Source organism: Vibrio mytili (assembly GCF_000830505.1).
In the GTDB taxonomy this organism is placed as follows: Bacteria; Pseudomonadota; Gammaproteobacteria; order Enterobacterales; family Vibrionaceae; genus Vibrio; species Vibrio mytili.
The window spans coordinates 90,096-113,919 of record NZ_JXOK01000058.1 but is presented as its reverse complement, the minus strand read 5'-3'; the positions used below and the strand labels follow the sequence as shown (position 1 = coordinate 113,919).

General features: G+C 47.5%; 21 protein-coding genes and 2 pseudogenes. 15 read left to right on the top strand and 8 right to left on the bottom strand.

What is annotated here, in order from left to right:
- The 3 genes from pckA to hslR form a co-directional block, all read right to left on the bottom strand.
- On the bottom strand, positions 1 to 1,513 hold a 1,513-nt coding region (gene pckA, locus SU60_RS15310), incomplete at its 3' end, for a phosphoenolpyruvate carboxykinase (ATP) (RefSeq protein WP_041156273.1).
- A 336-nt stretch (positions 1,514 to 1,849) separates the two neighbouring features.
- A complete protein-coding gene (hslO, locus tag SU60_RS15305) occupies positions 1,850 to 2,725 on the bottom strand; it encodes an Hsp33 family molecular chaperone HslO (RefSeq protein WP_041156272.1) in 876 nt (291 codons plus the stop codon).
- Between the two features lie 32 nt (positions 2,726 to 2,757).
- Complete coding sequence (gene hslR / locus SU60_RS15300; RefSeq protein ID WP_041156271.1) at positions 2,758 to 3,144, bottom strand: ribosome-associated heat shock protein Hsp15; 387 nt, start codon at positions 3,142 to 3,144, stop codon at positions 2,758 to 2,760.
- A gap of 259 nt (positions 3,145 to 3,403) precedes the next feature.
- On the opposite strand from hslR, the gene gspC reads away from it, so the two are divergent.
- The 12 genes and pseudogenes from gspC (at position 3,404) to SU60_RS15245 (ending at position 14,706) form a co-directional block, all read left to right on the top strand.
- Complete coding sequence (gene gspC, locus SU60_RS15295) at positions 3,404 to 4,321, top strand: type II secretion system protein GspC (protein ID WP_041156270.1); 918 nt, start codon at positions 3,404 to 3,406, stop codon at positions 4,319 to 4,321.
- A 40-nt stretch (positions 4,322 to 4,361) separates the two neighbouring features.
- Positions 4,362 to 6,383: a type II secretion system secretin GspD gene (gene gspD, locus SU60_RS15290; protein ID WP_041156269.1), complete on the top strand. Its 2,022-nt coding sequence runs from the start codon at positions 4,362 to 4,364 to the stop codon at positions 6,381 to 6,383.
- On the top strand, positions 6,383 to 7,885 hold the full coding sequence (gspE, locus tag SU60_RS15285; protein WP_041156268.1) for a type II secretion system ATPase GspE: 1,503 nt from the start codon (positions 6,383 to 6,385) through the stop codon (positions 7,883 to 7,885). Before gspD ends, gspE begins: the two co-directional genes overlap by 1 nt.
- Positions 7,885 to 9,105: a type II secretion system inner membrane protein GspF gene (gene gspF, locus SU60_RS15280; RefSeq protein WP_041156267.1), complete on the top strand. Its 1,221-nt coding sequence runs from the start codon at positions 7,885 to 7,887 to the stop codon at positions 9,103 to 9,105. Before gspE ends, gspF begins: the two co-directional genes overlap by 1 nt.
- 57 nt (positions 9,106 to 9,162) lie before the next feature.
- On the top strand, positions 9,163 to 9,606 hold the full coding sequence (gspG, locus tag SU60_RS15275) for a type II secretion system major pseudopilin GspG (protein ID WP_041156266.1): 444 nt from the start codon (positions 9,163 to 9,165) through the stop codon (positions 9,604 to 9,606).
- A 30-nt stretch (positions 9,607 to 9,636) separates the two neighbouring features.
- Positions 9,637 to 10,233, top strand: a complete 597-nt coding sequence (locus tag SU60_RS15270) for a GspH/FimT family pseudopilin (RefSeq protein WP_041156265.1) — start codon at positions 9,637 to 9,639, stop codon at positions 10,231 to 10,233.
- Positions 10,220 to 10,609 carry a type II secretion system minor pseudopilin GspI gene (gene gspI, locus SU60_RS15265; protein ID WP_209419716.1) on the top strand — a complete coding sequence of 130 codons (390 nt, stop codon included), beginning with the start codon at positions 10,220 to 10,222 and terminating at the stop codon, positions 10,607 to 10,609. Before SU60_RS15270 ends, gspI begins: the two co-directional genes overlap by 14 nt.
- Positions 10,596 to 11,261, top strand: coding sequence for a type II secretion system minor pseudopilin GspJ (gspJ, locus tag SU60_RS15260; protein WP_041156263.1), 666 nt, complete (start codon positions 10,596 to 10,598; stop codon positions 11,259 to 11,261). The genes gspI and gspJ overlap by 14 nt, the downstream gene beginning before the upstream one ends.
- Positions 11,261 to 12,271: a type II secretion system minor pseudopilin GspK gene (gene gspK / locus SU60_RS15255; protein ID WP_041156262.1), complete on the top strand. Its 1,011-nt coding sequence runs from the start codon at positions 11,261 to 11,263 to the stop codon at positions 12,269 to 12,271. The genes gspJ and gspK overlap by 1 nt, the downstream gene beginning before the upstream one ends.
- Positions 12,240 to 13,439: a type II secretion system protein GspL gene (gene gspL, locus SU60_RS15250; RefSeq protein WP_041156261.1), complete on the top strand. Its 1,200-nt coding sequence runs from the start codon at positions 12,240 to 12,242 to the stop codon at positions 13,437 to 13,439. Before gspK ends, gspL begins: the two co-directional genes overlap by 32 nt.
- Positions 13,440 to 13,452: 13 nt before the next feature.
- Positions 13,453 to 13,943 (top strand): annotated as a pseudogene (locus tag SU60_RS21455) (type II secretion system protein M).
- A gap of 1 nt (position 13,944) precedes the next feature.
- Positions 13,945 to 14,706, top strand: coding sequence for a type II secretion system protein N (locus SU60_RS15245; RefSeq protein ID WP_041156282.1), 762 nt, complete (start codon positions 13,945 to 13,947; stop codon positions 14,704 to 14,706).
- A 141-nt stretch (positions 14,707 to 14,847) separates the two neighbouring features.
- On the opposite strand, the gene cysQ is transcribed toward SU60_RS15245, so the two are convergent.
- The 4 genes from cysQ to SU60_RS15225 all read right to left on the bottom strand — a co-directional run bounded on the left by cysQ (position 14,848) and on the right by SU60_RS15225 (position 17,864).
- Entirely contained in the window at positions 14,848 to 15,681 is an 834-nt protein-coding gene (cysQ, locus tag SU60_RS15240) for a 3'(2'),5'-bisphosphate nucleotidase CysQ (protein ID WP_041156260.1), read from the bottom strand.
- Between the two features lie 43 nt (positions 15,682 to 15,724).
- Entirely contained in the window at positions 15,725 to 16,288 is a 564-nt protein-coding gene (nudE, locus tag SU60_RS15235) for an ADP compounds hydrolase NudE (protein WP_041156259.1), read from the bottom strand.
- 162 nt (positions 16,289 to 16,450) lie between these two features.
- Positions 16,451 to 17,035 carry a Fe-S biogenesis protein NfuA gene (gene nfuA / locus SU60_RS15230; RefSeq protein WP_041156258.1) on the bottom strand — a complete coding sequence of 195 codons (585 nt, stop codon included), beginning with the start codon at positions 17,033 to 17,035 and terminating at the stop codon, positions 16,451 to 16,453.
- 97 nt (positions 17,036 to 17,132) lie between these two features.
- Entirely contained in the window at positions 17,133 to 17,864 is a 732-nt protein-coding gene (locus tag SU60_RS15225; RefSeq protein WP_041156257.1) for a ComF family protein, read from the bottom strand.
- A gap of 84 nt (positions 17,865 to 17,948) precedes the next feature.
- Between SU60_RS15225 and bioH the strand changes: the two genes are divergently transcribed.
- Positions 17,949 to 18,749, top strand: coding sequence for a pimeloyl-ACP methyl ester esterase BioH (gene bioH / locus SU60_RS15220; protein ID WP_052481547.1), 801 nt, complete (start codon positions 17,949 to 17,951; stop codon positions 18,747 to 18,749).
- Positions 18,750 to 18,842: 93 nt separating this feature from the next.
- Positions 18,843 to 19,307: a hypothetical protein gene (locus tag SU60_RS15215; protein ID WP_041156256.1), complete on the top strand. Its 465-nt coding sequence runs from the start codon at positions 18,843 to 18,845 to the stop codon at positions 19,305 to 19,307.
- Positions 19,308 to 19,398: 91 nt separating this feature from the next.
- Here the strand turns inward: SU60_RS15215 and SU60_RS15210 are convergent, their stop codons facing one another.
- On the bottom strand, positions 19,399 to 21,714 hold the full coding sequence (locus tag SU60_RS15210) for a Tex family protein (protein WP_041156255.1): 2,316 nt from the start codon (positions 21,712 to 21,714) through the stop codon (positions 19,399 to 19,401).
- 199 nt (positions 21,715 to 21,913) lie between these two features.
- On the opposite strand from SU60_RS15210, the pseudogene SU60_RS15205 reads away from it, so the two are divergent.
- Positions 21,914 to 23,823 (top strand): annotated as a pseudogene (locus SU60_RS15205) (putative ATP-dependent zinc protease).
- Position 23,824 lies beyond the last annotated feature (1 nt).

Sequence of the window (23,824 nt, the reverse complement as noted above, 5' to 3'; positions counted from 1 at the left end):
GGGGATCAACGTAAGTGTCACGAGGGTCAAGAATGCTTGTCTCTACACCAGGTAGTGATGTCGGGACTTCAAGGTTGAAGATCGGAATATGTTTGGTCGGTGCATCTTCGATTGATCCGTCTAGGATCGCGTCAATGATGCCGCGGGTGTCTTGAATTGAGATACGCTTACCGCTGCCGTTCCAGCCAGTGTTGACTAGATACGCCTCCGCGCCAGACGCTTCCATACGTTTTACTAATACTTCCGCATACTTAGTTGGGTGAAGTGTTAGGAACGCAGCACCAAAACAGGCCGAGAAGGTCGGTGTTGGCTCAGTAATACCACGCTCGGTTCCGGCCAATTTCGCGGTAAAGCCCGACAGGAAGTGGTACTTGGTTTGCTCAGGAGTCAATTTCGATACCGGTGGCAGTACCCCAAACGCGTCAGCAGAAAGGAAAATGACTTTGTTGGCATGACCGCCTTTCGAAACTGGCTTCACAATGTTTTCGATATGATGGATCGGGTAAGAAACACGCGTGTTTTCTGTTTTTGAACCATCATCGAAGTCGATAGAACCATCATTGCGCACCGTCACATTCTCGAGTAATGCATCGCGGCGGATAGCGTTATAGATGTCAGGCTCTGCTTCTTTAGATAGCTTAATGGTTTTCGCGTAACAGCCGCCTTCGAAGTTGAAGACACCATCATCGTCCCAGCCGTGTTCATCATCGCCGATTAAAGCGCGTTTTGGATCGGTAGACAGTGTGGTTTTACCCGTACCAGACAGGCCAAAGAAGACCGCGACGTCACCGTCTTTACCCATATTCGCGCTGCAGTGCATAGATGCAATGTCTTTGAGAGGAAGGAAGTAGTTCATCATGGCGAACATGCCTTTCTTCATTTCACCGCCGTACCAAGTGCCGCCAATCAGCTGCATGCGCTCCGTTAAGTTAAAGACAGTAAAGTTTTCAGAGTTTAGACCTTGTTTTTCCCAGTTTGGATTGGTGCATTTCGCACCGTTCATGACCACAAAGTCGGGTTCAAATGTGGCGAGTTCTTCTTCTGTTGGGCGAATGAACATGTTTTTCACAAAGTGAGCTTGCCAAGCCACTTCAGTAATCACACGAATGTTCAGGCGTGTGTCTGGATTAGCACCACAGTAACCATCAATAACAAATAAACGCTTACCTGATAGCTGATTGGTCACGAGATCTTTCAGCTCTGACCATACTTTTTGATCAATGGGTTTGTTGTCGTTTTTTACTTGCTCAGAGGTCCACCACATGTTTTCTTCGGTCGTGGCATCTTTAACGATGTATTTATCTTTCGGTGAGCGGCCAGTGAAGATACCTGTATCGACGGCAACGGCACCTAATTCAGTAACCACACCGCGCTCATAACCCGTTAAGTCGTCGCGCGTTTCTTCCTCAAACAACACTTCGTAGCTTGGGTTACGAACAACCTCTGTTACGTCGTGCAGTCCATGTTTGGTTAGATCAAGTGTTGCAGCCTTAGTATGTTCCATAACGGTCATAGGTGCTCCTTATAAGGATTTTTGTAGGGATTTTGTAAGAATTTTTTAATTTTTGTCTGCTCACCATGCTAGCAACGGGTCCGGGATAAAACAGGGATATAGCTCAAAAAATACCCACTATTTCTTTGTGGTTGTAGGTGTCCCGTCACATATTGGCGTAAGTAGTGTATCGTGTGCGGAATCTTTTCCGCTAGGGGAAAAGGATTATTAATTGATTAAAATTAAGCCGTTGTTTTATTACGTGTGAGGCTAGGTTTTACGCGGGATTGATCACAAAAAAGCCAGCGGTTTGCTGGCTTTTTTTGGGGAAATTACGTGCTTGATGGTCTATGAAAATTAATGCAGTGTTTTATTCTCGTTAGACGCTTGCGTATAGAGTGCGGTAACTTCAGATTCATCAAATGAATAGGTTGTGCCACAGTAATCACAGTGTAAAGAAACGGATCCGACTTCGGCTAAAATGTCATAAATTTCTGTTTTATCGACGGTAATGATTGCTGCACCGCTACGCTCACGAGAACAGCCACAATGGAATGTTACTGGCTGAGGTTCGTACAAGCGCACTTTGTCTTGGTTGTAGAGACGGTAAAGCAGTTCATTCGCTTCTAAGCTAAACAGCTCTTCGTCCTTTACGGTGTCGGTCAGTTGCTCAAGGTGTTCAAAGTCATCGGCAGATCCAGTACCATCAGGAATGACCTGAATCAACATGCCCGCTGCGTGCGGCTTACCTTGATATTCACCAGTACGTATCCATAGGCGGGTTTTCAATTGTTCTGAGTTAGCGAAGTACCCTTCGATAACCTCGGTCAAATTGTCTCCGTCTAAGCCGACGACGCCCTGATAACGCTCCCCAACCTTTGGCTCAATGGTGATCACTAAATGACCTTTACCCATCATGTCGTGCAGAGTGGCATCATTTGCGATATCGCCTTCCCAGCGAGCAACACCACGGATTTGTTGTTTGTTGTCACCGTTGATCACCGCGAGTGACACTGGACCATCACCTTGTAGCTGAATAGTGATAGAGCCTTCAAACTTAAGAGTTGCGGTTAACAGTGTGGTTGAAACAAGTAATTCACCTAGCAGCTTCTGTACTGCTACCGGATAGTCTTTGCTGGAGATAACACGTTGGTACGCTTCATCCAATTGTACCAATTCGCCACGAACTGAAAGGTCTTCGAATAGGTAACGGTTTAAAACATTGTTTGCCATGGAGTGCTTTCCTCGTTGGTAATTCCGGCTTTTTATTGGTGCTTGAATTTAATGATATCTCGACGTTGCTTTTTATCTGGGCGACGATCAGGACTTGGGTTATGGGCATTGAGTTTGCGTTGTGTCGCATGTTCTTCACGTTTCGCTACACTTTCTTCAGTTTCGCGATACAAAGTTTGTGCGACAGGGGCACCGCGACGTTGATCTGAAATGATTTCGATGATCACGGTTTTTTCTTCATTACCTTGACGAAGTTTTATTTCAGCGCCCACTTCAACAATTTTACTTGGTTTGCTTCGTTGGCCATTATAGTGGACTTTACCACCGTCGACCATATTGCGTGCAATTGAGCGGGTTTTATAGAATCTTGCGGCCCAAAGCCACTTGTCTAGCCTTACGGCCTCATTTATGGAACTCATAGAACATTACGCTATCTAAGCACTGCCTCCCGAGAGTGAAAGGCAATGAGTGATGGATTATTTTCTTACAAATGGAGCCATGACGTATTTTTTTCAAGGGAGTTGGCAAAAACTGCACAAGTCAAAGGTATGAGAAACCAGTTGTGATATAATCGGCGGATTTGCATATATTTATAATATCATTGTCATTTTAGCTATATAGAGTCGAGGTTTTTTGTAAGTAAATTCGGCTTTTATTTGGAATAAAGGAATCAATTTCGTGAAGCGATTAGAGCTAAGTGCTGGATTATCAAACAGCCCGCTACTGGCTCAGTTCAAATCTCATCATCTTGCTATTCAAGCAAAACTCAGCGTGTTGCTCACGTGTTTATTTGTGGCGATGACAGGGTGGATACTCGGTAAGGTGGTGTGGTTGGCTGTGCCTCAATCTTCGGATGTGCAGCAGTGGCAACCTACGGCAAGTCGAACGATGGTTGGGGACAAAACTAATACGATTGATTTCAATGCTTTGCAAAGTGCCAACCTATTTGGCAAGTACAGTGAGCAAAAGCCAGCGGTTATCGAACAACCTGTCGTGAAGGACGCCCCTAAAACTCGCCTAAACTTAACCTTAGTTGGTGCAGTGGCCAGTACTCAAGTACAAACTAGCCTCGCAGTGATTGCGAATCGTGGTAAGCAAGCCACCTATGGTGTCGGAGAGGAAATAGACGGAACGCGGGCAAAGCTTAAAGCCGTACTGGTCGATCGAGTCATCATCGAAAACCAAGGTCGGGACGAAACGTTAATGATGCAGGGGATAGAGTATAGCAAGCTGTCTGAATCCTCCCCTCGCTCAGAGCCGTCAGAGGCGGAGCCAGCATCGGATATGAGCGAAAGGTTATCTCAAATTCGAGAGGAGATAGCGCAAAATCCGCAAAGCGTCTTTAAATACATTAGTATCTCGCCGGTAAAAGATGGTGAGAACATTGTTGGTTACCGTGTTTCACCGGGACGTGAGGCTGCATTGTTTAATGATGTAGGTCTAGAGCCGGGCGATATTGCGGTACAACTAAACGGGATCGATTTAAGTGATCCTTCGTCCTCAGCTGAATTGATGCGTGTAATGAGTAACCCGCAAGAGCTGAGTTTAACTGTTGAGCGAGACGGCCAGCAGTATGACATCTACATCCAATTGTAATACTTAGGCTGGTTAGCAGCGTGAGTTCAGGGAGACATACGTGAAACATTGGTTAAGCAAAAGTGCCTGGTTACTGGCGGGGAGCTTGCTTTGCGCTCCGGGTGCAATAGCGAATGATTTTAGCGCCAGCTTTAAAGGCACTGACATTCAGGAATTCATCAACATCGTTGGTCGTAACTTAGAAAAGACCATCATTGTGGATCCGGCGGTACGCGGAAAGATTGATGTGCGTAGCTACGATGTGTTGAATGAAGAGCAATACTACAGCTTTTTCCTCAACGTACTTGAAGTGTACGGCTATGCTGTAGTTGAAATGGACAACGGTGTACTCAAAGTCATCCGAGCGAAAGACTCAAAAACCTCTGCGATTCCAGTTTTAGGTGACGGTAGTGCCCATGGCGATAGTGTCATTACTCGCGTTGTGGCCGTGCGCAACGTGTCGGTTCGTGAGTTATCGCCACTGCTGCGTCAGCTTATCGACAATGCGGGCGCGGGTAACGTGGTTCACTACGACCCTGCGAACATCATTTTGATCACCGGGCGTGCAGCCGTTGTGAACCGCTTAGCGGAAATCATCAAACGTGTCGACCAAGCGGGTGATAAAGACATTGAACTGGTTGAGCTACGCAATGCCTCCGCGGCTGAGATGGTGCGCATTGTGGAAGCGTTGAATAAGAGCAACAACCAAAAGAGCACTCCGGAATTTTTAGAGCCTAAGATCGTCGCAGATGAACGCACCAACGCAATTTTAATTTCAGGCGATCCAAAAGTACGTGCTCGCCTTAAGCGTTTGATTCGTCAATTAGATGTAGAAATGGCGACCAAAGGCAACAACCGAGTGGTGTACTTAAAAAACGCCAAAGCCGAAGAGCTGGTCGATGTGTTAAAAGGCGTCTCGGATAACTTGCAAGCAGAAAAGCAAGCTGGGCAGGGAAATGCGAGCTCTCAACGTGGTGAAGTCGTGATCGCCGCGCACCCGGCAACGAATGCATTGGTGCTCACTGCGCCACCCGATATTATGTTAGCGCTGCAAGATGTCATTGCTCAGCTAGATATTCGCCGAGCTCAAGTACTCATTGAAGCTCTGATCGTTGAGATGTCTGAAGGTGATGGTATTAACCTTGGTGTTCAATGGGGCTCGCTAGAAAGTGGCGCAATGATTCAGTATGGCAACACAGGTGCGCCGATTGGCCAAGTGATGGTCGGTTTGGAAGAAGCGAAAGATGTAACAAAGACTGAAAGTTACTGGGACAGTGATTCCAGCAGTTGGCAGACACGCGAATATACCGAAGACGGGGATTATTCGACGCTAGCTGCCGCTCTCGGCGGAGTAAACGGGGCGGCGATGAGTATTATGATGGGCGATTGGACAGCGCTAGTGAGTGCAGTATCAACCGATTCCAACTCAAATATTCTGTCTTCGCCAAGCATTACCGTGATGGACAATGGCGAAGCCTCATTTATTGTCGGTGAAGAAGTGCCGGTGATTACTGGTTCCACTGCGGGTTCTAATAACGACAATCCTTTCCAAACCGTTGATCGTAAAGAAGTCGGTATCAAACTGAAAGTGGTGCCACAAATCAACGAAGGCGATTCCGTTCAGCTCAATATCGAGCAAGAAGTTTCCAATGTATTGGGTGCTAATGGTGCGGTTGACGTTCGTTTTGCTAAGCGTCAGCTTAATACGTCAGTTATGGTTCAAGATGGACAAATGTTGGTGCTCGGTGGCCTGGTTGATGAACGAGCGCTAGAGAGTGAGTCAAAAGTACCGCTATTAGGTGATATCCCCGTGTTGGGACACTTATTCAAATCAACCAGCACTGAAACACAGAAACGCAACTTGATGGTGTTTATTAAACCGACCATCATTCGTGATGGTATGACGGCCGATGGTATCACTCAGCGCAAGTACAACTTTATTCGTGCAGAGCAGCTGTATAAAGCGGACCAAGGCTTGAAGCTGATGTCGGATGACAAAATTCCAGTGATGCCTGAGTTTGGTCATGACATGAAGCACCCTGCTGAAATCCAAGCATTCATTGATCAGATGGAAACGAACTAATGGTGGATATGTTAGACACTGCGCCAAGTATGCGTCGTCTGCCATTCAGTTTTGCCAATCGCTTTAAACTGGTTTTGGAGACAGAGCATCCTGAGCGCCCTCCAATTCTGTATTATGTCGAGCCGCTTAATCCTGCGGCTTTGGTTGAAGTGCGTCGAGTACTTAAGCAGAGCTTCGTACCGCAGCCGATTGATCAGGACGCGTTCGATAAGAAATTGACCGAGGCGTACCAACGTGATTCTTCTGAAGCGCGTCAATTGATGGAAGACATCGGTGCGGATAGTGATGACTTCTTTTCTTTAGCCGAAGAGTTACCTCATGATGAAGACTTGCTCGAGTCTGAAGATGATGCGCCGATCATCAAATTGATTAACGCGATGTTGGGCGAAGCGATTAAAGAAGGCGCTTCGGATATTCACATTGAAACGTTTGAGAAAAAACTCTCGATTCGTTTCCGTGTTGATGGTGTACTTCGCGAAGTGCTTACTCCGAGCCGCAAATTGGCACCGCTTTTGGTCTCCCGTGTTAAAGTCATGGCGAAGCTGGATATTGCGGAAAAACGTGTCCCTCAAGATGGTCGAATTTCGTTGCGCATTGGTGGCCGCGCGGTAGATGTGCGTGTTTCTACCATGCCGTCTTCCCACGGTGAACGTGTGGTGATGCGTTTGTTAGACAAAAACGCTACGCGTCTTGATTTGCATAGCCTCGGTATGACCCCGTCGGTTCACGACAACTTCCGTCATCTTATTCAACGACCGCATGGCATTATTCTCGTTACCGGTCCGACTGGTTCTGGTAAATCGACGACCTTGTATGCTGGCTTACAAGAGATCAACAGTAACGAGCGCAATATCCTTACGGTAGAAGACCCAATCGAATTTGATATTGACGGCATCGGTCAAACTCAGGTGAACACCAAAGTGGATATGACCTTTGCGCGTGGTTTGCGTGCGATTTTACGTCAAGACCCGGACGTGGTGATGGTCGGTGAGATTCGTGACTTGGAAACTGCCCAAATTGCGGTACAAGCCTCCTTAACCGGTCACCTCGTGATGTCCACATTACACACCAATACTGCGGTGGGTGCGATAACGCGTCTGCGCGATATGGGTATAGAACCGTTTTTAATTTCATCGTCCTTGCTTGGTGTGCTTGCACAACGATTGGTGCGAACGCTTTGTTCTGACTGTAAAGAACCGTATGAAGCAGACAGTGAACAGAAGAAGCTGTTTGGTCTTGCGGAAGAGGAACCTTTAGTTCTACATCGTGCAAAAGGTTGTGAAAACTGCAACCAGAAGGGCTATCGTGGCCGTACCGGCATCCATGAGTTGGTGATGGTCGATGAGAAAGTCCAAGAGCTGATCCACAGAGAAGCGGGCGAACAAGAAATCGATCGAGCTGTGCGTGCACATACACCAAATATTCGCAGTGATGGCCTAAGCAAAGTACGTCGTGGTATTACGTCACTTGAAGAAGTGATGCGAGTGACGAAGGAAGCGTAATGGCAGCATTCGAGTACAAAGCGCTGGATGCTAAAGGCAAACAGAAAAAAGGCACCATCGAAGGCGATAATGCCCGCCAAGTTCGTCAGCGTCTCAAAGAGCAGGGAATGATCCCGGTTGAAGTGATTGAAACCAAAGCAAAGTCTTCCAACTCTTCTTCTGGATCACAAGGGTTTAAGCGTGGGATAAAAACGTCCGAGTTGGCGTTAATCACTCGCCAAATCTCCACTTTGGTTCAGTCAGGCATGCCACTGGAAGAGTGTTTGCGTGCTGTGTCTGAGCAAGCGGATAAACCGCGTATTCGTTCTATGATGGCTGCTGTACGTGCAAAGGTCACGGAAGGGTATCCACTGGCCGATAGTCTGGGTGACTACCCACATGTTTTCGACGAGCTGTATCGCTCCATGGTGTCAGCGGGTGAGAAATCCGGTCATTTAGATGCGGTTTTGGCGCGATTAGCAGATTACGTCGAGAATCGACAAAAGATGCGTTCTAAGTTATTGCAAGCGATGATTTACCCGGTGGTCTTAGTCGTATTTGCTGTGGTTATCGTCTCTTTCTTATTGGCGACCGTCGTACCTAAAATCATCGACCCGATTATTCAGATGGGTCAAGAGCTACCACAATCGACGCAATTCCTACTGGCCGCCAGTGAGTTTGTGCAAAATTGGGGACTGATCATTTTTGTGGTGATGGTGGTGTGCTTTTATAGCCTGAAAATCGCACTGAAAAAACCTGACTTTCGGCTTGCTTGGGACAGAAAGATACTCAGTTTGCCCTTGTTAGGTAAGATATCGAAAGGTCTAAATACCGCTCGTTTTGCTCGAACATTGTCGATTTGTACCTCCAGTGCGATTCCCATTTTGGAGGGGATGCGAGTGGCGGTGGACGTGATGTCGAATCGGTTTGTTAAGCAACAAGTGCTTATCGCAGCGGAAAACGTTCGTGAAGGGGCGAGTTTACGTAAAGCACTAGACCAAACCCGTCTGTTCCCACCAATGATGCTGCATATGATTGCCAGTGGTGAGCAAAGTGGCGAGTTAGAAAGCATGCTGACGCGTGCCGCGGACAACCAAGAACAGAATTTTGAGTCGACCGTTAACATTGCACTTGGTATTTTTACACCCGTATTGATTGCTTTGATGGCAGGTCTGGTATTGTTCATTGTCATGGCAACCTTGATGCCAATGCTAGAAATGAACAACTTGATGAGTGGATAATATTTCAGTTTGGGCATGTCTTAACACATGCCTAAGGCTAACTTTTGGAGAGAAAAAATGAACTTTAAGCGCAGTAAGCAACGCGGCTTCACCTTATTAGAAGTGATGGTCGTAGTCGTTATTTTGGGGATTTTGGCCAGCTTTGTTGTGCCAAACTTGCTTGGTAACAAAGAAAAAGCAGACCAACAAAAAGCTGTGACTGATATTGTTGCATTAGAAAACGCGTTGGATATGTACAAATTAGACAACAGTGTCTACCCAACGACGGACCAAGGTTTGGAAGCGTTGGTGACTAAACCGTCTAATCCAGAACCACGCAACTACCGTGACGGTGGCTATATTCGTCGTTTGCCAACAGACCCTTGGGGTTACGAATATCAATACCTAAGCCCTGGCGATAATGGCACGATTGATGTCTTCACACTAGGTGCAGATGGTCAAGAAGGCGGAGAAGGTCCAGCAGCGGATATTGGTAACTGGAACATTCAAGACTTCCAATAAGTCACACAAAAGCCAGCACTAATGAAACACATGCAAAAACATAACGGTTTTACATTGATAGAGGTTCTATTGGTGCTGGTGTTAATATCTCTCACAGCAGTCGCTGTCATTACCACTTTGCCTGCCAATCAAAACGATCTCTCTAAACAGTACGCCCAGAGTTTCTATCAACGCCTACAGTTACTTAATGAAGAAGCTGTCTTGAGCGGTAAAGACTTTGGTGTGCGTGTGGATGATGCGAAATCCACCTATGTGCTATTGAGTTTAACCGAAGAAGGTTGGCAGCCTTTGGCATTGAAGCAAATCCCAAGCAAGACCGAGTTGGATGAGATTGCACTACAGCTTGATCTTGGCGGTGGCGTTTGGGACAAGGACGATCGCTTGTTTGAGCCTGGCTCTTTGTTTGATGAGGACATGTTCGCCGAAGAAGAAAACCAAGAGGCAGTAAAACCGCCACAGGTGTTTCTTTTTTCTAGTGCGGAATTGACGCCATTTACCCTGTCTTTCTATCCCAAAAATGGTGATGCTTTTAATGATGGCTGGCGTGTCATAGGTAAAGAAAGCGGGCAAATATTGCTACTCGCACCGGGTGAAGAAGTCGAAGAGGATGAGAATGCGCAATACTAAGCAGGCTCAATCAGCCTTTAAGCATCGCCGTGTGAGAGGGATGACACTATTAGAAGTGCTGGTGGCTCTAGCCATTTTTGCTACGGCCGCCATCAGTGTGATTCGTTCTGTGAGTCAGCATATTAATACCGTCAGTTACTTAGAAGAAAAAATGTTTGCAGCCATGGTTGTGGATAATCAAATGGCGAGTGTGATGTTGAGTACTGAGGAATTGAAAGCCAAAAACGGAACTGAAGAACTGGCTGGACGTACCTGGTATTGGAAGTTGACTCCTGTCGCCACCACGCAACCATTGCTGAAAGCATTTGATGTAAGCGTATCCGTCGAAAAAGACGCGAGCCCAATCGTAACGGTGCGAAGTTATGTGGCGCAATAACAGATTAAGCGTGACAAAGCGCAGACCGGAAAAAGGTTTTACACTGATAGAAGTGTTAGTGGCGATTGCTATCTTTGCGAGCTTGAGCGTCGCTGCGTATCAAGTGGTCGCGCAAGTGCAGCGCAGTAATGCTTTGTCACAGGAAAAAACGCAGCGCTTGAATGAAATTCAGCGCGCGATCGTCATGATGGATAATGACTTTCGTCAAATCGCGTTGCGCCGGACTAGAACCAATGGCGAAGGGCCAGCGAGTAAACTGATTTTCTGGTCGGACTATTTATTGGACTCCGATGCGAAGGGCATAATGTTTGCGCGCTTAGGTTGGCACAATCCGCAGCAACAATTCCCTCGCGGTGAAGTGACCAAGGTTGGCTACCGTATAAAAGACGAAACATTACAGCGAGTTTGGTGGCGCTATCCCGACACACCCGTTGGTCAGGAAGGGATGATTACCCCGTTGTTAGCGCAAGTGACGTCTTTCAACGTACGTTTTTATAATGGCTCTGAATGGACAAATGAGTGGGAAAGCACTACGGAACTCCCTAAAGCCCTGTCTGTGGTGATCCGCTTGCAAGATTACGGTGACATTACTCGCACTTATCTTACCTCCGGTGGCAAAATCGGCGCGGTTAATACGCAGGAGCAGCAATAATGGTGAAGCGTCAACGGGGTGTCGCTCTGATCATCGTTCTTATGTTGCTAGCGATCATGGCAACGGTTGCTGCGAGTATGTCAGAGCGCCTGTTTTTACAGTTTCAGCGCGGTGCCAATCAAATCCATTTCCAACAAGCTTATTGGTACAGTGTTGGGGTAGAAGCGTTAGCTAAAGCGGGTATCGAGCAAAGTTATAGTGATAGCGATACGATCAACTTGAGTCAGGTTTGGGCGCTTAAAGAACAAGTGTACCCTCTCGATTATGGTCAAGCATCAGGCAATATTGTCGATAAACAGGCGTGCTATAACCTCAACGTTCTCAGTCGCGTTCAGCCCACAGGGCAACAAACAACTCGGCCGTACTTGGTGCAAGTATTACAGCGATTACTGGAAGAGTCTGAGGTTGACCCTTATCAGGCGGAAGTCATCGCCGACTCTGTGTGGGAATACATTGATAGCGATTCCATTGTACGGTCCACTACAGGCGTAGAAGATAGTACGTATGAAGCAATGAATCCATCGTATTTACCACCGAATGGCTGGATGGCCGATGCCACGGAGTTGCGTTCGGTTTACCAAGTCAGTGGTGACATATACCAAAAACTTGCGCCGTTAGTGTGTGCGATTCCAAGCGATGATTGGCGTTTGAATGTGAATACTATAGCGATAGAGCAGGCGCCAATTTTAGTTGCGATGTTTTCACCAGGTTTAAGTGTTGATGTCGCAGCGCAGTTGATTGAGAAGCGGCCATTTGATGGCTGGAACAGCATTGATGACTTTTTAGCAGAGTCGGAGCTGGCAGGTTTGAGCAATGACGTAAAAGATGAAGCCAAAGGCTATTTAAGCGTCGATAGCTCCTTCTTTGAATTGGATGCACAAGTGTTAGTGGATGAATCACGCGTGCGTATCCGTAGCCTTTTGCAAAGTACAAATAGAGAGACGGTCACGGTCGTGCGCCGTCGTTTTGGAGGGATCAGTGAGCGAGTTTCTAACCGTTCGGCTGAGTAGCGAACAACAAAGCACCATTCCTTGGTTGGTATGGTCGACAGAACAGCAGGAAGTGATTGCCAGTGGCGAACTCGCCGGTTGGGAACATTTGGATGAGTTGGTTTCGTATGCCCACCAGCGTCAAGTGTTTGCCCTGTTGGCGAGTAATGACGTGGTGCTCACTCAGGTGGACATTCCACCGGGTGCTGAGCGCCAATTTGATACGATGTTGCCTTATTTGGTTGAAGACGAAGTGGCGCAGGATGTCGATGGCTTGCACTTTACGGTATTAAAAAAGCAGTCCGGGACCGCGCAAGTGTGTGCGGTTGAGCGAGCTTGGATTCAGACCGTATTACAGCGTTTTTCTAGCCAAGGCATGACCATAAATCGCCTCTTACCTGACGTACTGGCATTACCTGTTGGTGACAACAGCAGTGCGGCAGCGATGGGAGCACAATGGCTCATCCGTCACTCGCAAACCGAAGGGGCGGTGGTGGACATATCCTGGTTGGATTTGTATCTCTCGTCTTATCTGCAAAATCATCCCGGTTGGAAGTTGGACTGCTACAGCTCCGTACCTGACTCTGAGTTGACGGAGGTTTGGGTACAACAACCAGAAGAAATGACCATGGCACTGCTGGCTAAGGGAGCGTTGGCAAGCAAAGTTAACCTGTTGACCGGAGCGTTTAAACCTAAGTCTTCTTGGGGCAAGTACATAAAAATTTGGCAAAAAACAGCAATAGCGGCAGGAGTGTTACTGGTGGTTTTGGTCGCCCAACAGTTGTTTGTGGTGCACAAATATGAAGCCCAAGCACAGGCGTACCGTGAGGAAAGTGAACGCATTTTCCGTCAGGTGTTCCCTGATAAACGTCGTATTCCGACGGTGAGCTACCTCAAACGTCAAATGGAAGACGAAGCGCGTCGCTTGTCAGGCGGTACGAGTAATGAAGCAATGTTGGAATGGTTGGCGGCCCTACCGTCAACGCTTGGCCAAGTAAAAGATTTGCAGGTCATGAGTTTCAAATACGATAGTCAGCGCGGAGAAGTGCGCATTAACGTAAGTAGCTCTGATTTCCAACCTTTTGAACAAGCTCGAGTCAAATTAGCCGAAAAGTTTACCGTTGAGCAGGGACAACTGAACCGCAGCGGCGAGGTTGTGACAGGCAGTTTTGTTTTGAAGCGTTTGTGAGGTTGAGGTCGGTATGAAAGATTTAATTGCTCAAGTACAAACTTGGTGGAGCAGTATCTCACAGCGTGAGCAGCGTTTGATGTTGGGGTGCGGTGTCATTGTCGTGATCGGCATACTGTATTGGGGGCTTATTCAGCCTGTGACTCAGCGCGCTGAATTGGCACAGTCACGAATTAAGAGCGAAAAACAACTACTGGTATGGGTTCAAGACAAAGCCAATGACATTACCGCGCTGAGAAAAAGTGGTGGAGTGACTTATTCGAATCAGCCACTAAACCAGCTTATTTCTTCGTCTGCTCGCCGGTTTAAGGTTGAGTTAATTCGCGTTCAACCGCGCAACGAAAGCGTACAAGTATGGATAAAACCAGTGGCGTTCAATCAGTTGGTGGATTGGCTCCGCTACCTGAAAGAGCAACAAGGGATTGAAGTGGAATTTTTAGATATCGATCGAACAGAGCAAGCGGGGATGGTTGACGTCAACGCCTTCAGTTTAAGCGAGGTTAAGGTGAAGCGAGCGGTACTTTATACAGGTATTTTTGTTGTTTTCTTTTCGTTGAGTCTTGTCATGGGATTGCCTGTATCTTGGGCACTTCAGCAACTGCCAACGGTAAGAGGACTCGATATCCAAGGCGCCCACGGCTCTATTTGGCAAGGTGATGCCACCAATGTACGCTGGCAGCGTCAAAACTTAGGTGAATTAAACTGGGACTTTCAATGGTCCTCATTGTTTACAGGTAAAGCTGAGTTTGCGGTGCGCTTTGGTCGCGGCAGTGCCATGGATGTGCGAGGTCGTGGACTGGTTGGTTATAGTCTGAGTGATGGCCCGTATGCTAAAAACTTAGTGGCATCAATACCCGCTGCTAAAGTCTTTGAACAGGTACAGCTTCCGGTCCCAATAGATGCGGAAGGTCAGCTAGAATTAAATATTCGTCATGCTACTTATGTCGCTCCTTGGTGTGGTACCGGCGAAGGCACCTTGGTTTGGAATGCCAGTCGATTACAGAGCCCGATGGGGGAGCTCGATCTAGGCCCAGTCATTGCGGACTTGAATTGTAAAGACAGTGTACTGACCACGTCTGGGGAGCAAAAAAGTAAACAGGTTTCTGCAGCGTTTTCCGCGGAGTTAATGCCAAATCAACGTTATTCTGCAAAAGCATGGTTTAAGCCAGAGGCGGAATTCCCAGCCAATATGCGTGACCAACTGAACTGGTTGGGTAACCCAAATGTAAAAGGGCAGTATGAGTTTGATTACAAGGGGCGTTTTTAGCGCGATCACTTACCAGTAACGGATCCTCCTCATCACCATAAAAAGAGCTGCACATCGGCAGCTCTTTTTCTCTCTCTTTCTTACTCATGCATCTGCCTTGCTCATCATGCTGTGCGTGATCAAACAACATGTCTGAGTTACTTAACCTTTCTCTTTGTATTGTAGGATGGTATCCCAAGGCAGGCTTTCATCGCCCAACACGATAAAGTTTGGATTTTCTAACGTCTCACGTTCGTTATACGACAAAGGTTCTAATAGCGTACTGAGAATTCGTCCCCCCGCTTCCTCCACAATACATTGTGTCGCTGCCGTATCCCATTCGCCAGTCGGCCCCAAGCGTAAGTAACAGTCTACCGCTCCCTCGGCAACCAAACACGCCTTTAGTGCGGCTGAGCCGAGTGGGATAAGGTCGTAGTTCCAGGCGCTACTCATGTGGTTAGTGATTCGGTTGATATCTTGGCGACGACTGATGGCAATCGCAATGTTTTGCCCAGGGTGTTCATGGCTGTGGGTATGAATTTTCACACTTTCAGACATATCTGGGATTTTCCAGGCACCTTTACCGCTGTAGGCGTAATACGTCACACCAGAAACTGGGCCATATACGACGCCCATGGTGGGTTTGTTGTTGTCAACCAGTGCAATAATCGTGGCAAAGTCGCCACTACGAGCAATAAATTCTTGTGTGCCATCGAGTGGATCAACCAGCCAGTAGCGCTGCCATTGAGCTCGTTTTTCTAAACTGATGTCTGCGTCTTCCTCTGATAGCACTGGGATGTCGGGGGTCAACTCGCGTAATCGCTCAGTAATCAGTTTGTGGGCGGCAATATCAGCGCTGGTGACAGGAGTCTCATCACTTTTGATAAAGGCCTGATATTCCTTTTTCTGGTAAATATCGAGAATAAGTTGACCTGCACTGCGAGCGATTTCTATCACTTGAGGCAGTAGGTGGGATAGATCTTTTGTCATTGGCATAAGTGATTGTCCTTACTCACATCGATGTCATCGTTTTTGGTTGTTATTGATTGTGAGTGGTCTGAGGTAAGTGTTTCAACGCTAGCATGAGTGCAGTGATACTGCGGGCTTCACAGAAGTCTAAATGCGTTAACAGTTCTTCTGCTTGTGCAAGCGGCCAGCGTACTATTTCTAATGGTTCGGGTTCGTCCCCTTCTTGCTTTTCCGGATACAAAGATTGGCCAAGAAATAAGGTCATTTTGCTCGAAAAATAAGAAGGAGCCAGAATGACTTGTTTCAGCGGGGTTAACTGATGACAGCCAAAACCGATTTCTTCTTTTAATTCACGATCGGCGGCTTGGTGTGGTGTCTCGCCGGGGTCAATCAACCCTTTAGGGAATCCAAGTTCATAGCGTTCCGTCCCAGCCGCGTATTCACGCACGAGGAGTAAGTCACCTTGATCTGTAATGGGGACGACCATCACAGCATCTCGACCACTTGGCTTCATACGCTCATAAGTACGATGCTCACCATTAGAAAAGCGCAGATCAAGGGACTCCACTGCAAACAGTTTGGATCGAGCGACCGTCTGACAGGAGAGAATCTCTGGTGGGGTCCTTTTAGGCATAGCGCTGACTCCTTGGTGTCGTTGACTCATGGGTTAAGTGAGTAAGATTCTTAATATATGAAAAGTCTGAGTGAGTTTCTAGCTGGAATTTATCGCGCCAGACATAAAACAGATATAAAAATGGGAGACATACGCCTCCCAATTTAACTCATTACCCTTACTTTAGTAGTAAGAGTGATCACCGCGATCATGCTCTGTTGCATCACGAACTGCAGTTAGCTCACCAATGAATTGATTAAGCAGTTCTTTTTCGATGCCTTCTTTGAGTGTGACGTCGACCATAGAACAACCGTTACAACCACCACCAAAGGCAACAATCGCAACGCCATCGTCCGTAATCTCAACCAGGTTGACGTGACCACCGTGCCCCGCAAGTTGTGGGTTGACCTGAGTTTGGATAACGTACTCAACACGTTCTACCAAGGGAGCATCATCCGACACTTTACGCATTTTTGCGTTTGGTGCCTTCAATGTAAGTTGCGAGCCCATTTTATCGGTCACGAAGTCAATTTCTGCATCCTCTAGGAATGGCAAGCTGAGTTCGTCCACGTAAGCTGTAAAACCGCTGTATGGGATTTCTGTGTCGGTAGACTCCACCGCTTCTGGTGGGCAGTAAGACACACCACACTCAGCGTTTTGTGTACCAGGGTTCACAACGAAAATACGAATGTTAGTGCCTTCAGGTTGTTGACCTAGAAGGTTTGCGAAATGCGTTTGAGCAGTTTCTGTAATAGTAATATTTGACACGACGAATACCCGAGTAATTTTGTAGGTTACTGCTGCTATTCTACTCTTGTTGACGTATGGATCTAGTCTTTTTGATGATAAGACATGGCACTGCGTTCTAGAGTGAATCAGGAGCGGCGGTTCTGCAGATGCAGTAAATATCAATTCTTTCGACCCCAACTTCAAGCAGTAAATGACATAATTGTCGAATCGTACTCCCAGTCGTTACGACGTCGTCAACGATCGCGACATGCGAAGACGTTGGCCTTTTATTCAGCACAAATACACCTTTCAAGCTCTGCTCTCGGCTCGATTTCTTCCTGCCTCGTTGTGAAGCAGAGTGTTTAACACGTCGAAAAATGCTCAAATCAAACTCACCGTTCAGATGCTTAGCCAAGTGCCGGGCAAGGACGTCGCTTTGATTGAATCCTCGTTGTAAGTAGCGTCGCCAGTGTAGGGGAACACTAGTAATGAGAGGGGCGGGGCCCGGAATGCGCGCGGCAAGCAATTGTGTCATGGCGCTCACGTGCCAAGACTCGCCATGATCTTTAAAACGTTGTACTTCTTGACTTAGCGGGTAACCATAATTGCCGAGGGTAAACAAATACTGCCAAGGTGGAGGATCCGATAAGCAGTCACCACAGATGGTTGGGTTTGGCGATGTCTGTTCATCATCGGGGAGAGCCAAACCACATTGTATACAGCGATATTCAGGAGCCAAGTGCGCCAAGCATGATGGACACCAGCGTAAAGGGTTCGATGTGGATTCGTGTGTTAACGGCAACCGACATAAGCCACACTGGCTGCCCAGTACACGATGCATGATGTTTTGCCACTGATGAGATATCATACGATTTATTCAAGGTTGGATGACCTATAGGCTAACGCTTGGCGCACGTTTATAGGCATAGGATAAGTAGGAGACATTGAGAGCATGAGCACGAATTTACACTGGCAGTCGTTTGGTTGTGGACCAGACTTGGTGCTTTTGCATGGTTGGGGGATGAATGGTGCGGTTTGGCAACAAACGGTTGAGTCTCTTCGGGCTGACTTTCGTGTCCATGTGGTTGACCTTCCCGGTTATGGGCACAGCGGCGAACATCATGGTCAAAGCTTAGCTGACATTGCCGATATGGTGCTATCAGATGCCCCTTCGCAAGCGGTGTGGTTAGGATGGTCACTGGGTGGGCTGGTGGCTACGCACATTGCACTCAATGCACCGCAGCGCGTGACGAAACTGATTACGGTGGCCAGTTCACCTAAGTTTGCTGCAGAAAAACCATGGCGTGGTATTCAACCCAATGTTCTCAGTGCGTTTACTGACCAGCTTCTGGAAGACTTTGCGCTTACGATTGAGCGCTTTATGGCGTTGCAAGCGATGGGCAGTCCGTCGGCACGAAAAGACGTGAAGCAGTTGAAGCAGGCGGTATTGTCTCGCCCGCAGCCTAACCCAGATTCCTTATTAGTGGGACTCAATATGCTCGCTGAGGTGGACTTGCGTGATTCCCTAGCGGCGCTTTCCATGCCGATGTTGCGACTGTATGGGCGCTTAGATGGGCTGGTACCAATCAAAGTCGCCAATGACTTAAACCAGCAGCTACCACATACCAAGCAGTTTATTTTTAACCAATCTTCCCACGCCCCTTTCATAACTGAGCATGAAGCATTCTGTATGCAAGTACGTGACTTTGCTTACGAACAGCCGCAAACCGAGCAACATAAAATGCCGAAATAAGCGTAAAGTTGCTTAAACATTGGCCGATACAAAGTGTGGTAGGTTTACTCACCTACCGCCTTGACGAGTTGGGCGACCTGAGGAGGGTTCGCAATGATTGTGTCACCGACCAATGTAAGTGTGCCACTGATCGCCCCATCCGTTAATGTGCAAACAGAGCAAGTGGCGCGTGACAACCGAGTCCGAGAACCGGTGACACCGACGATGGCATTGGCGAAAACCAATGCGGAGCGCAAAGTAAAAGGTGATGACAAACGGCGGCGTCAATCCGCTTGGGATCCGGCAGAACATCCGGATTACGAAGTAGACGTTGACGTCGAAACGGAATATCACGAAGAGGCAAACGATACGTTAGATAGGCTCTTCAATTTACTGGCGCTCTCTTCGTACAGTGACACACAAGGTAGAGGCTATGCGATACGTTTTCGCTTACCCAAGCGCATTTTGGATGCTGCGATCAATCAAGGGTTAATGGAAAAGCGCCGAAAAGTGATCAGGTTTCATTATGGTCACTCAGTGGTGCCTCATACTCCGTCAGAAGTCATAGCGGTATTGTGATAGGTATGACAACTCAAACCAAAACCAAAACGCTCCAACCAGAAGCCCTGGTTGGAGCGTTTTCTTGTCTAAGTCAATTTAGTTGAGACGGCTATTTTTTGGCTTTTGCAAAGGCGGCTGCAAACGCACCACCCATTGCATTATTCGATGACGGCTCATCACGGCGTGGCTGACGACGTTGCGAATCGTTGCGGCGTGGTGCGGATGCACGTTGGCCACGGTTATCTTGTCCCGGCTCGTCGTTGAGACGCATAGAAAGAGCGATCCGCTTGCGTTGCACATCCACTTCCATCACTTTCACTTTAACGATATCTCCGGCTTTGACGACTTCGCGCGGGTCAGATACAAAACGATCAGTGAGGGCAGAGATATGTACTAAGCCATCTTGATGCACACCGATGTCGACGAAGGCACCAAAGTTGGCGACGTTCGATACCACGCCTTCTAAGATCATACCCGGCTCTAAGTCGGATACCGCGTTGACCCCTTCGGCGAAAGTCGCGGTTTTAAACTCAGGACGCGGGTCTCGCCCAGGTTTGTCGAGCTCTTTGATGATGTCTGTTACGGTCGGGACACCAAAGTTGTCATCGGTGTAGTCCACGGCGTGCAAGCCTTTTAAGAATGTCGAGTCACCGATCAGTGCTTTGATGTTCTTGCTGTTTTTCTCTGCGATGGCTTTTACGACAGGGTACGCCTCCGGGTGAACTGAAGAGGCATCAAGCGGGTTTTTACCATCCATAATGCGCAAGAATCCAGCACATTGCTCAAACGCTTTTGGCCCTAAACGCGGCACTTTTTTGAGCGTAGTACGTGCATCAAAGCGGCCATTTTCATCACGGAAGCCAACGATATTTTGTGCGATGGTGGTGGACAGGCCCGCCACGCGAGTTAACAGCGCCGCAGATGCTGTGTTAACGTCAACACCGACCGCGTTTACACAGTCCTCTACCACGGCATCCAAACGTTTAGCCAGCATCGATTGGCTCACATCGTGCTGATATTGACCTACACCAATAGATTTTGGATCGATTTTCACCAACTCTGCCAGTGGATCTTGCAGACGTCGAGCAATAGAGACTGCGCCACGCAGTGACACATCCATATTCGGGAATTCATTCGCTGCCAGTTCCGACGCTGAGTAAACCGAGGCTCCGGCTTCGCTGACCATGATCTTTTGTACTTTCAGATTGCCACGTTTAATGACATCGGCCACGAAGCTGTCGGTTTCGCGTGATGCCGTGCCATTACCGATGGCAATCAGATCGATGTTGTACTTACGGACTAACTGGTCAACGATTTGCGCGGATTTATCGTATTGATTTTGCGGTGGATGAGGATAGATAGTCTCGGTCGTCAACACTTTGCCAGTAGAATCGACCACCGCGATTTTAGAGCCGGTACGCAGACCCGGATCCAGACCAAGCGTGGCGCGTGGGCCAGCAGGTGCGGCCATCAAGAGGTCTTTTAAGTTAGTTGCAAAGACTTCAATCGCTTCGATTTCCGCGCGTTCTTTCATCGCACCCATCAGTTCGGTTTCCATGTGCATCGACACTTTGATGCGCCATGCCCAGCTGATCACTTGTTTGCGCCATGCATCCGCAGGTGCACTGCTTAAGGTTACGCCATAGTGATCGGCAATGATGGTTTCACAGTACGACTGGCGCACGCCTTCTTCTTGCTCCGGATCGGCATTCATGGCGAGCGTCAGGAAGCCTTCATTACGACCACGCAGCATAGCCAGAGCACGGTGTGACGGTACTTTGTTCAATGGTTCATTGTGGCTAAAGTAATCTTTAAACTTCTCGCCTTGCTGCTCTTTGCCTTCAACCACACGTGAAACAAGCTCTGCATGTCGGTTTAAGTGGTTACGAATCTTTTCCAGTAAATTTGCATCTTCTGCAATGCGTTCCATGATGATGGCACGAGCGCCATCCAAAGCGGCTTTGGTATCAGCGATGCCTTTTTCAGCATCAATGTACTTACTGGCTTCACTTTCTGGTTCGGTTTGTGGTTGGTGCCAAAGGGTATCGGCCAAAGGCTCTAAGCCAGCTTCAATGGCGATTTGACCCTTGGTTCGACGCTTGGGCTTGTAAGGGAGGTAAAGGTCTTCAAGGCGAGTTTTACTGTCTGCCTGAGTGATTTCTTGCTCTAGCTCGGGGGTTAACTTACCTTGCTCTTGGATGGACTTGAGTATGGTTTGACGACGATCGTCCAGCTCTCTAAGGTAAGACAGACGGCTGTCCAGAGTTCGTAATTGAGTATCATCCAGTCCGCCGGTCACTTCTTTACGGTAACGTGCGATAAAAGGGACTGTGTTACCATCATCAATTAGGGTGACGGCAGCATTAACTTGCTCTGGGCGAACATTGAGTTCTTGAGCAATCATACGACAGATAGCTTGGCTCATCCGTGGGTTCTCTTTTGATTCATTGGCTGTTAATACGAGTAAACATTGGGGTCATTCATCGAATTTGCAATGTTTTAAACGAATTTACTCAGCGCTGGTGGACATCAGTCATGTTTGTGTCAAAACTTTAGGTAAATTGAGAACTTATAACTTCATTTATCAACTAATGAGTATCACTCAGATCATACGGATAATAATGATGATGAAAAAAATGTCTTTGGCTCTGGTACTTACGAGTGCCTTACTTGCTTCCCCGTTGAGCTGGCTCAAGCGCTTTCGGCGACCACGCAAGATCCAATTTATGAGCTCGATGGAAAAGTGATCTTAGGTCGGGTTGAAAGTGTTTACTACAGTGATATCCCAAAATTAAAGGATGTGCCATTCATCGGTAAAATCGATACGGGTGCGGATACCACCTCAATGCATGCAGAAAACATTCATCTTTACAGTAATAATCCTGAATTCAAAACATTAAAAGACAATGAGTTGATGTGGGCTATCTTTGGCGACTTGATCGGAACCGACGGTTCGTGGGACGCAGAAAAGTTTCATTCGTCGAGTATTGATCCGGAAGATTTTGATGCTTACCAAGTGCACGTTACGTTCACCATTCCCCATCCATTGACAGGAGAGGCGGTTAAAGTTGACGACGAACTAGAAAGACTCAGTGTCATTCGTAACCGAACCAGCAAAACGCCGATTCTGCGTCCAACGATTGATTTGCCGCTGACGATTGCGGGCAAAACCGTAAATACCGAGGTTAACCTGACCAAGCGTACCCAATTTTCTGCACCGATACTAATTGGTAAAACGTTTTTAAAAGATAATGCTTGGGTGTTCGCTGGCTACGATTATCTGCAAGAGCAACCGAATGCCACCATGATGGGTAAAAAAGAAATCGTTGAAGTGGAAGGCATACCTTATAAAGTCAGTATATCTACCACCAGTCGTTACACCAACGTGCATGCGTTAGATATTCGCGTTGATGAAAAGAACAAACAAGTCTCGTTCACGTTAGAAGGTGAAAATGGTAAGCGCCATCCGATGACCTTACCTTTGGTCCGGATGTTAAAAACGACCAAAAGTGAACGACCGCTGGTGTACTTACCGGTCAAAGTGAGTGACAACCAAACCCAATATTGGCTGGTTTACTTGCGCGACCGTAGCAAGTTCAGCTCGCAAATTCGTCTTGGCCGAGACGTGGCCAGCCAGCACTTTGTTATCGATACTGACAGAGAAAATATGCTGGGTGGAGTAGAAAAAACCTTTAGCCATGCATTGAAATCGAAACCGTTGGTGATTTCTCCTGAAGAAGAAGTCAGTATTGACGGTTACACCGTTCCTGCCTATCCAACCTTTACCGTTAAAACGCCATTACTAAGGGTTCACAGCTTCGAGCTCAGTGGTAAAGGCAAAGACGAAGTGGTGACCTTTTATTTGACCAATAAAAAGGGCAAAGAAGAGAAAGTAACCAAACCAGTGGTGAAGAAACTCAAAGTTGGTGACATGGTACGTCCAGTTGTAGAAGGGAACTTTTTATTTGGTCGCAAAGAAACCTCAATGGAATTTGCCATCGATGTACTGGATAAAGATGAGAAGCAGCCATTTTTTGTATTCGGTCATGACATCACGCAAGGGGGAGTGCTGCTCAACACTCGCGCCGATCACTTGCTTGATGCGCGTCCCTTATTCCGAGCGGGTCACATTGAAGTCGCAGAAGTTGAGGGGATGTTCTTTCCGGTTAAGCTCGACACCGGCGCAGATATCAGCTCGATTAATGCGAAAGACATCAAGTCATTTCAAAAAGACGGTAAAGACATGGTGACGTTCACTTATCAGAACGACTTGGGCATGGAAAAAACGTTTACCCGTGAAGTCGTCGACGTGATGCGCATTAAGGCGAAGAAAGGGGAAAAGGTTAACGTTCGTCCTGTGGTTGAAATGCACGTTAAGTTAGGTCAGCTAGAGAAGAAAATCCGGGTGAACCTACAAGACCGTGCGCGTTTTCATTACAGCATGATCTTAGGTAAAAATTTCTTAAAACACGGTGCACTGGTATCCAGTGACCAGAACTACATCGTGACGGAAAAACCAGAGTATGAAAAATAAG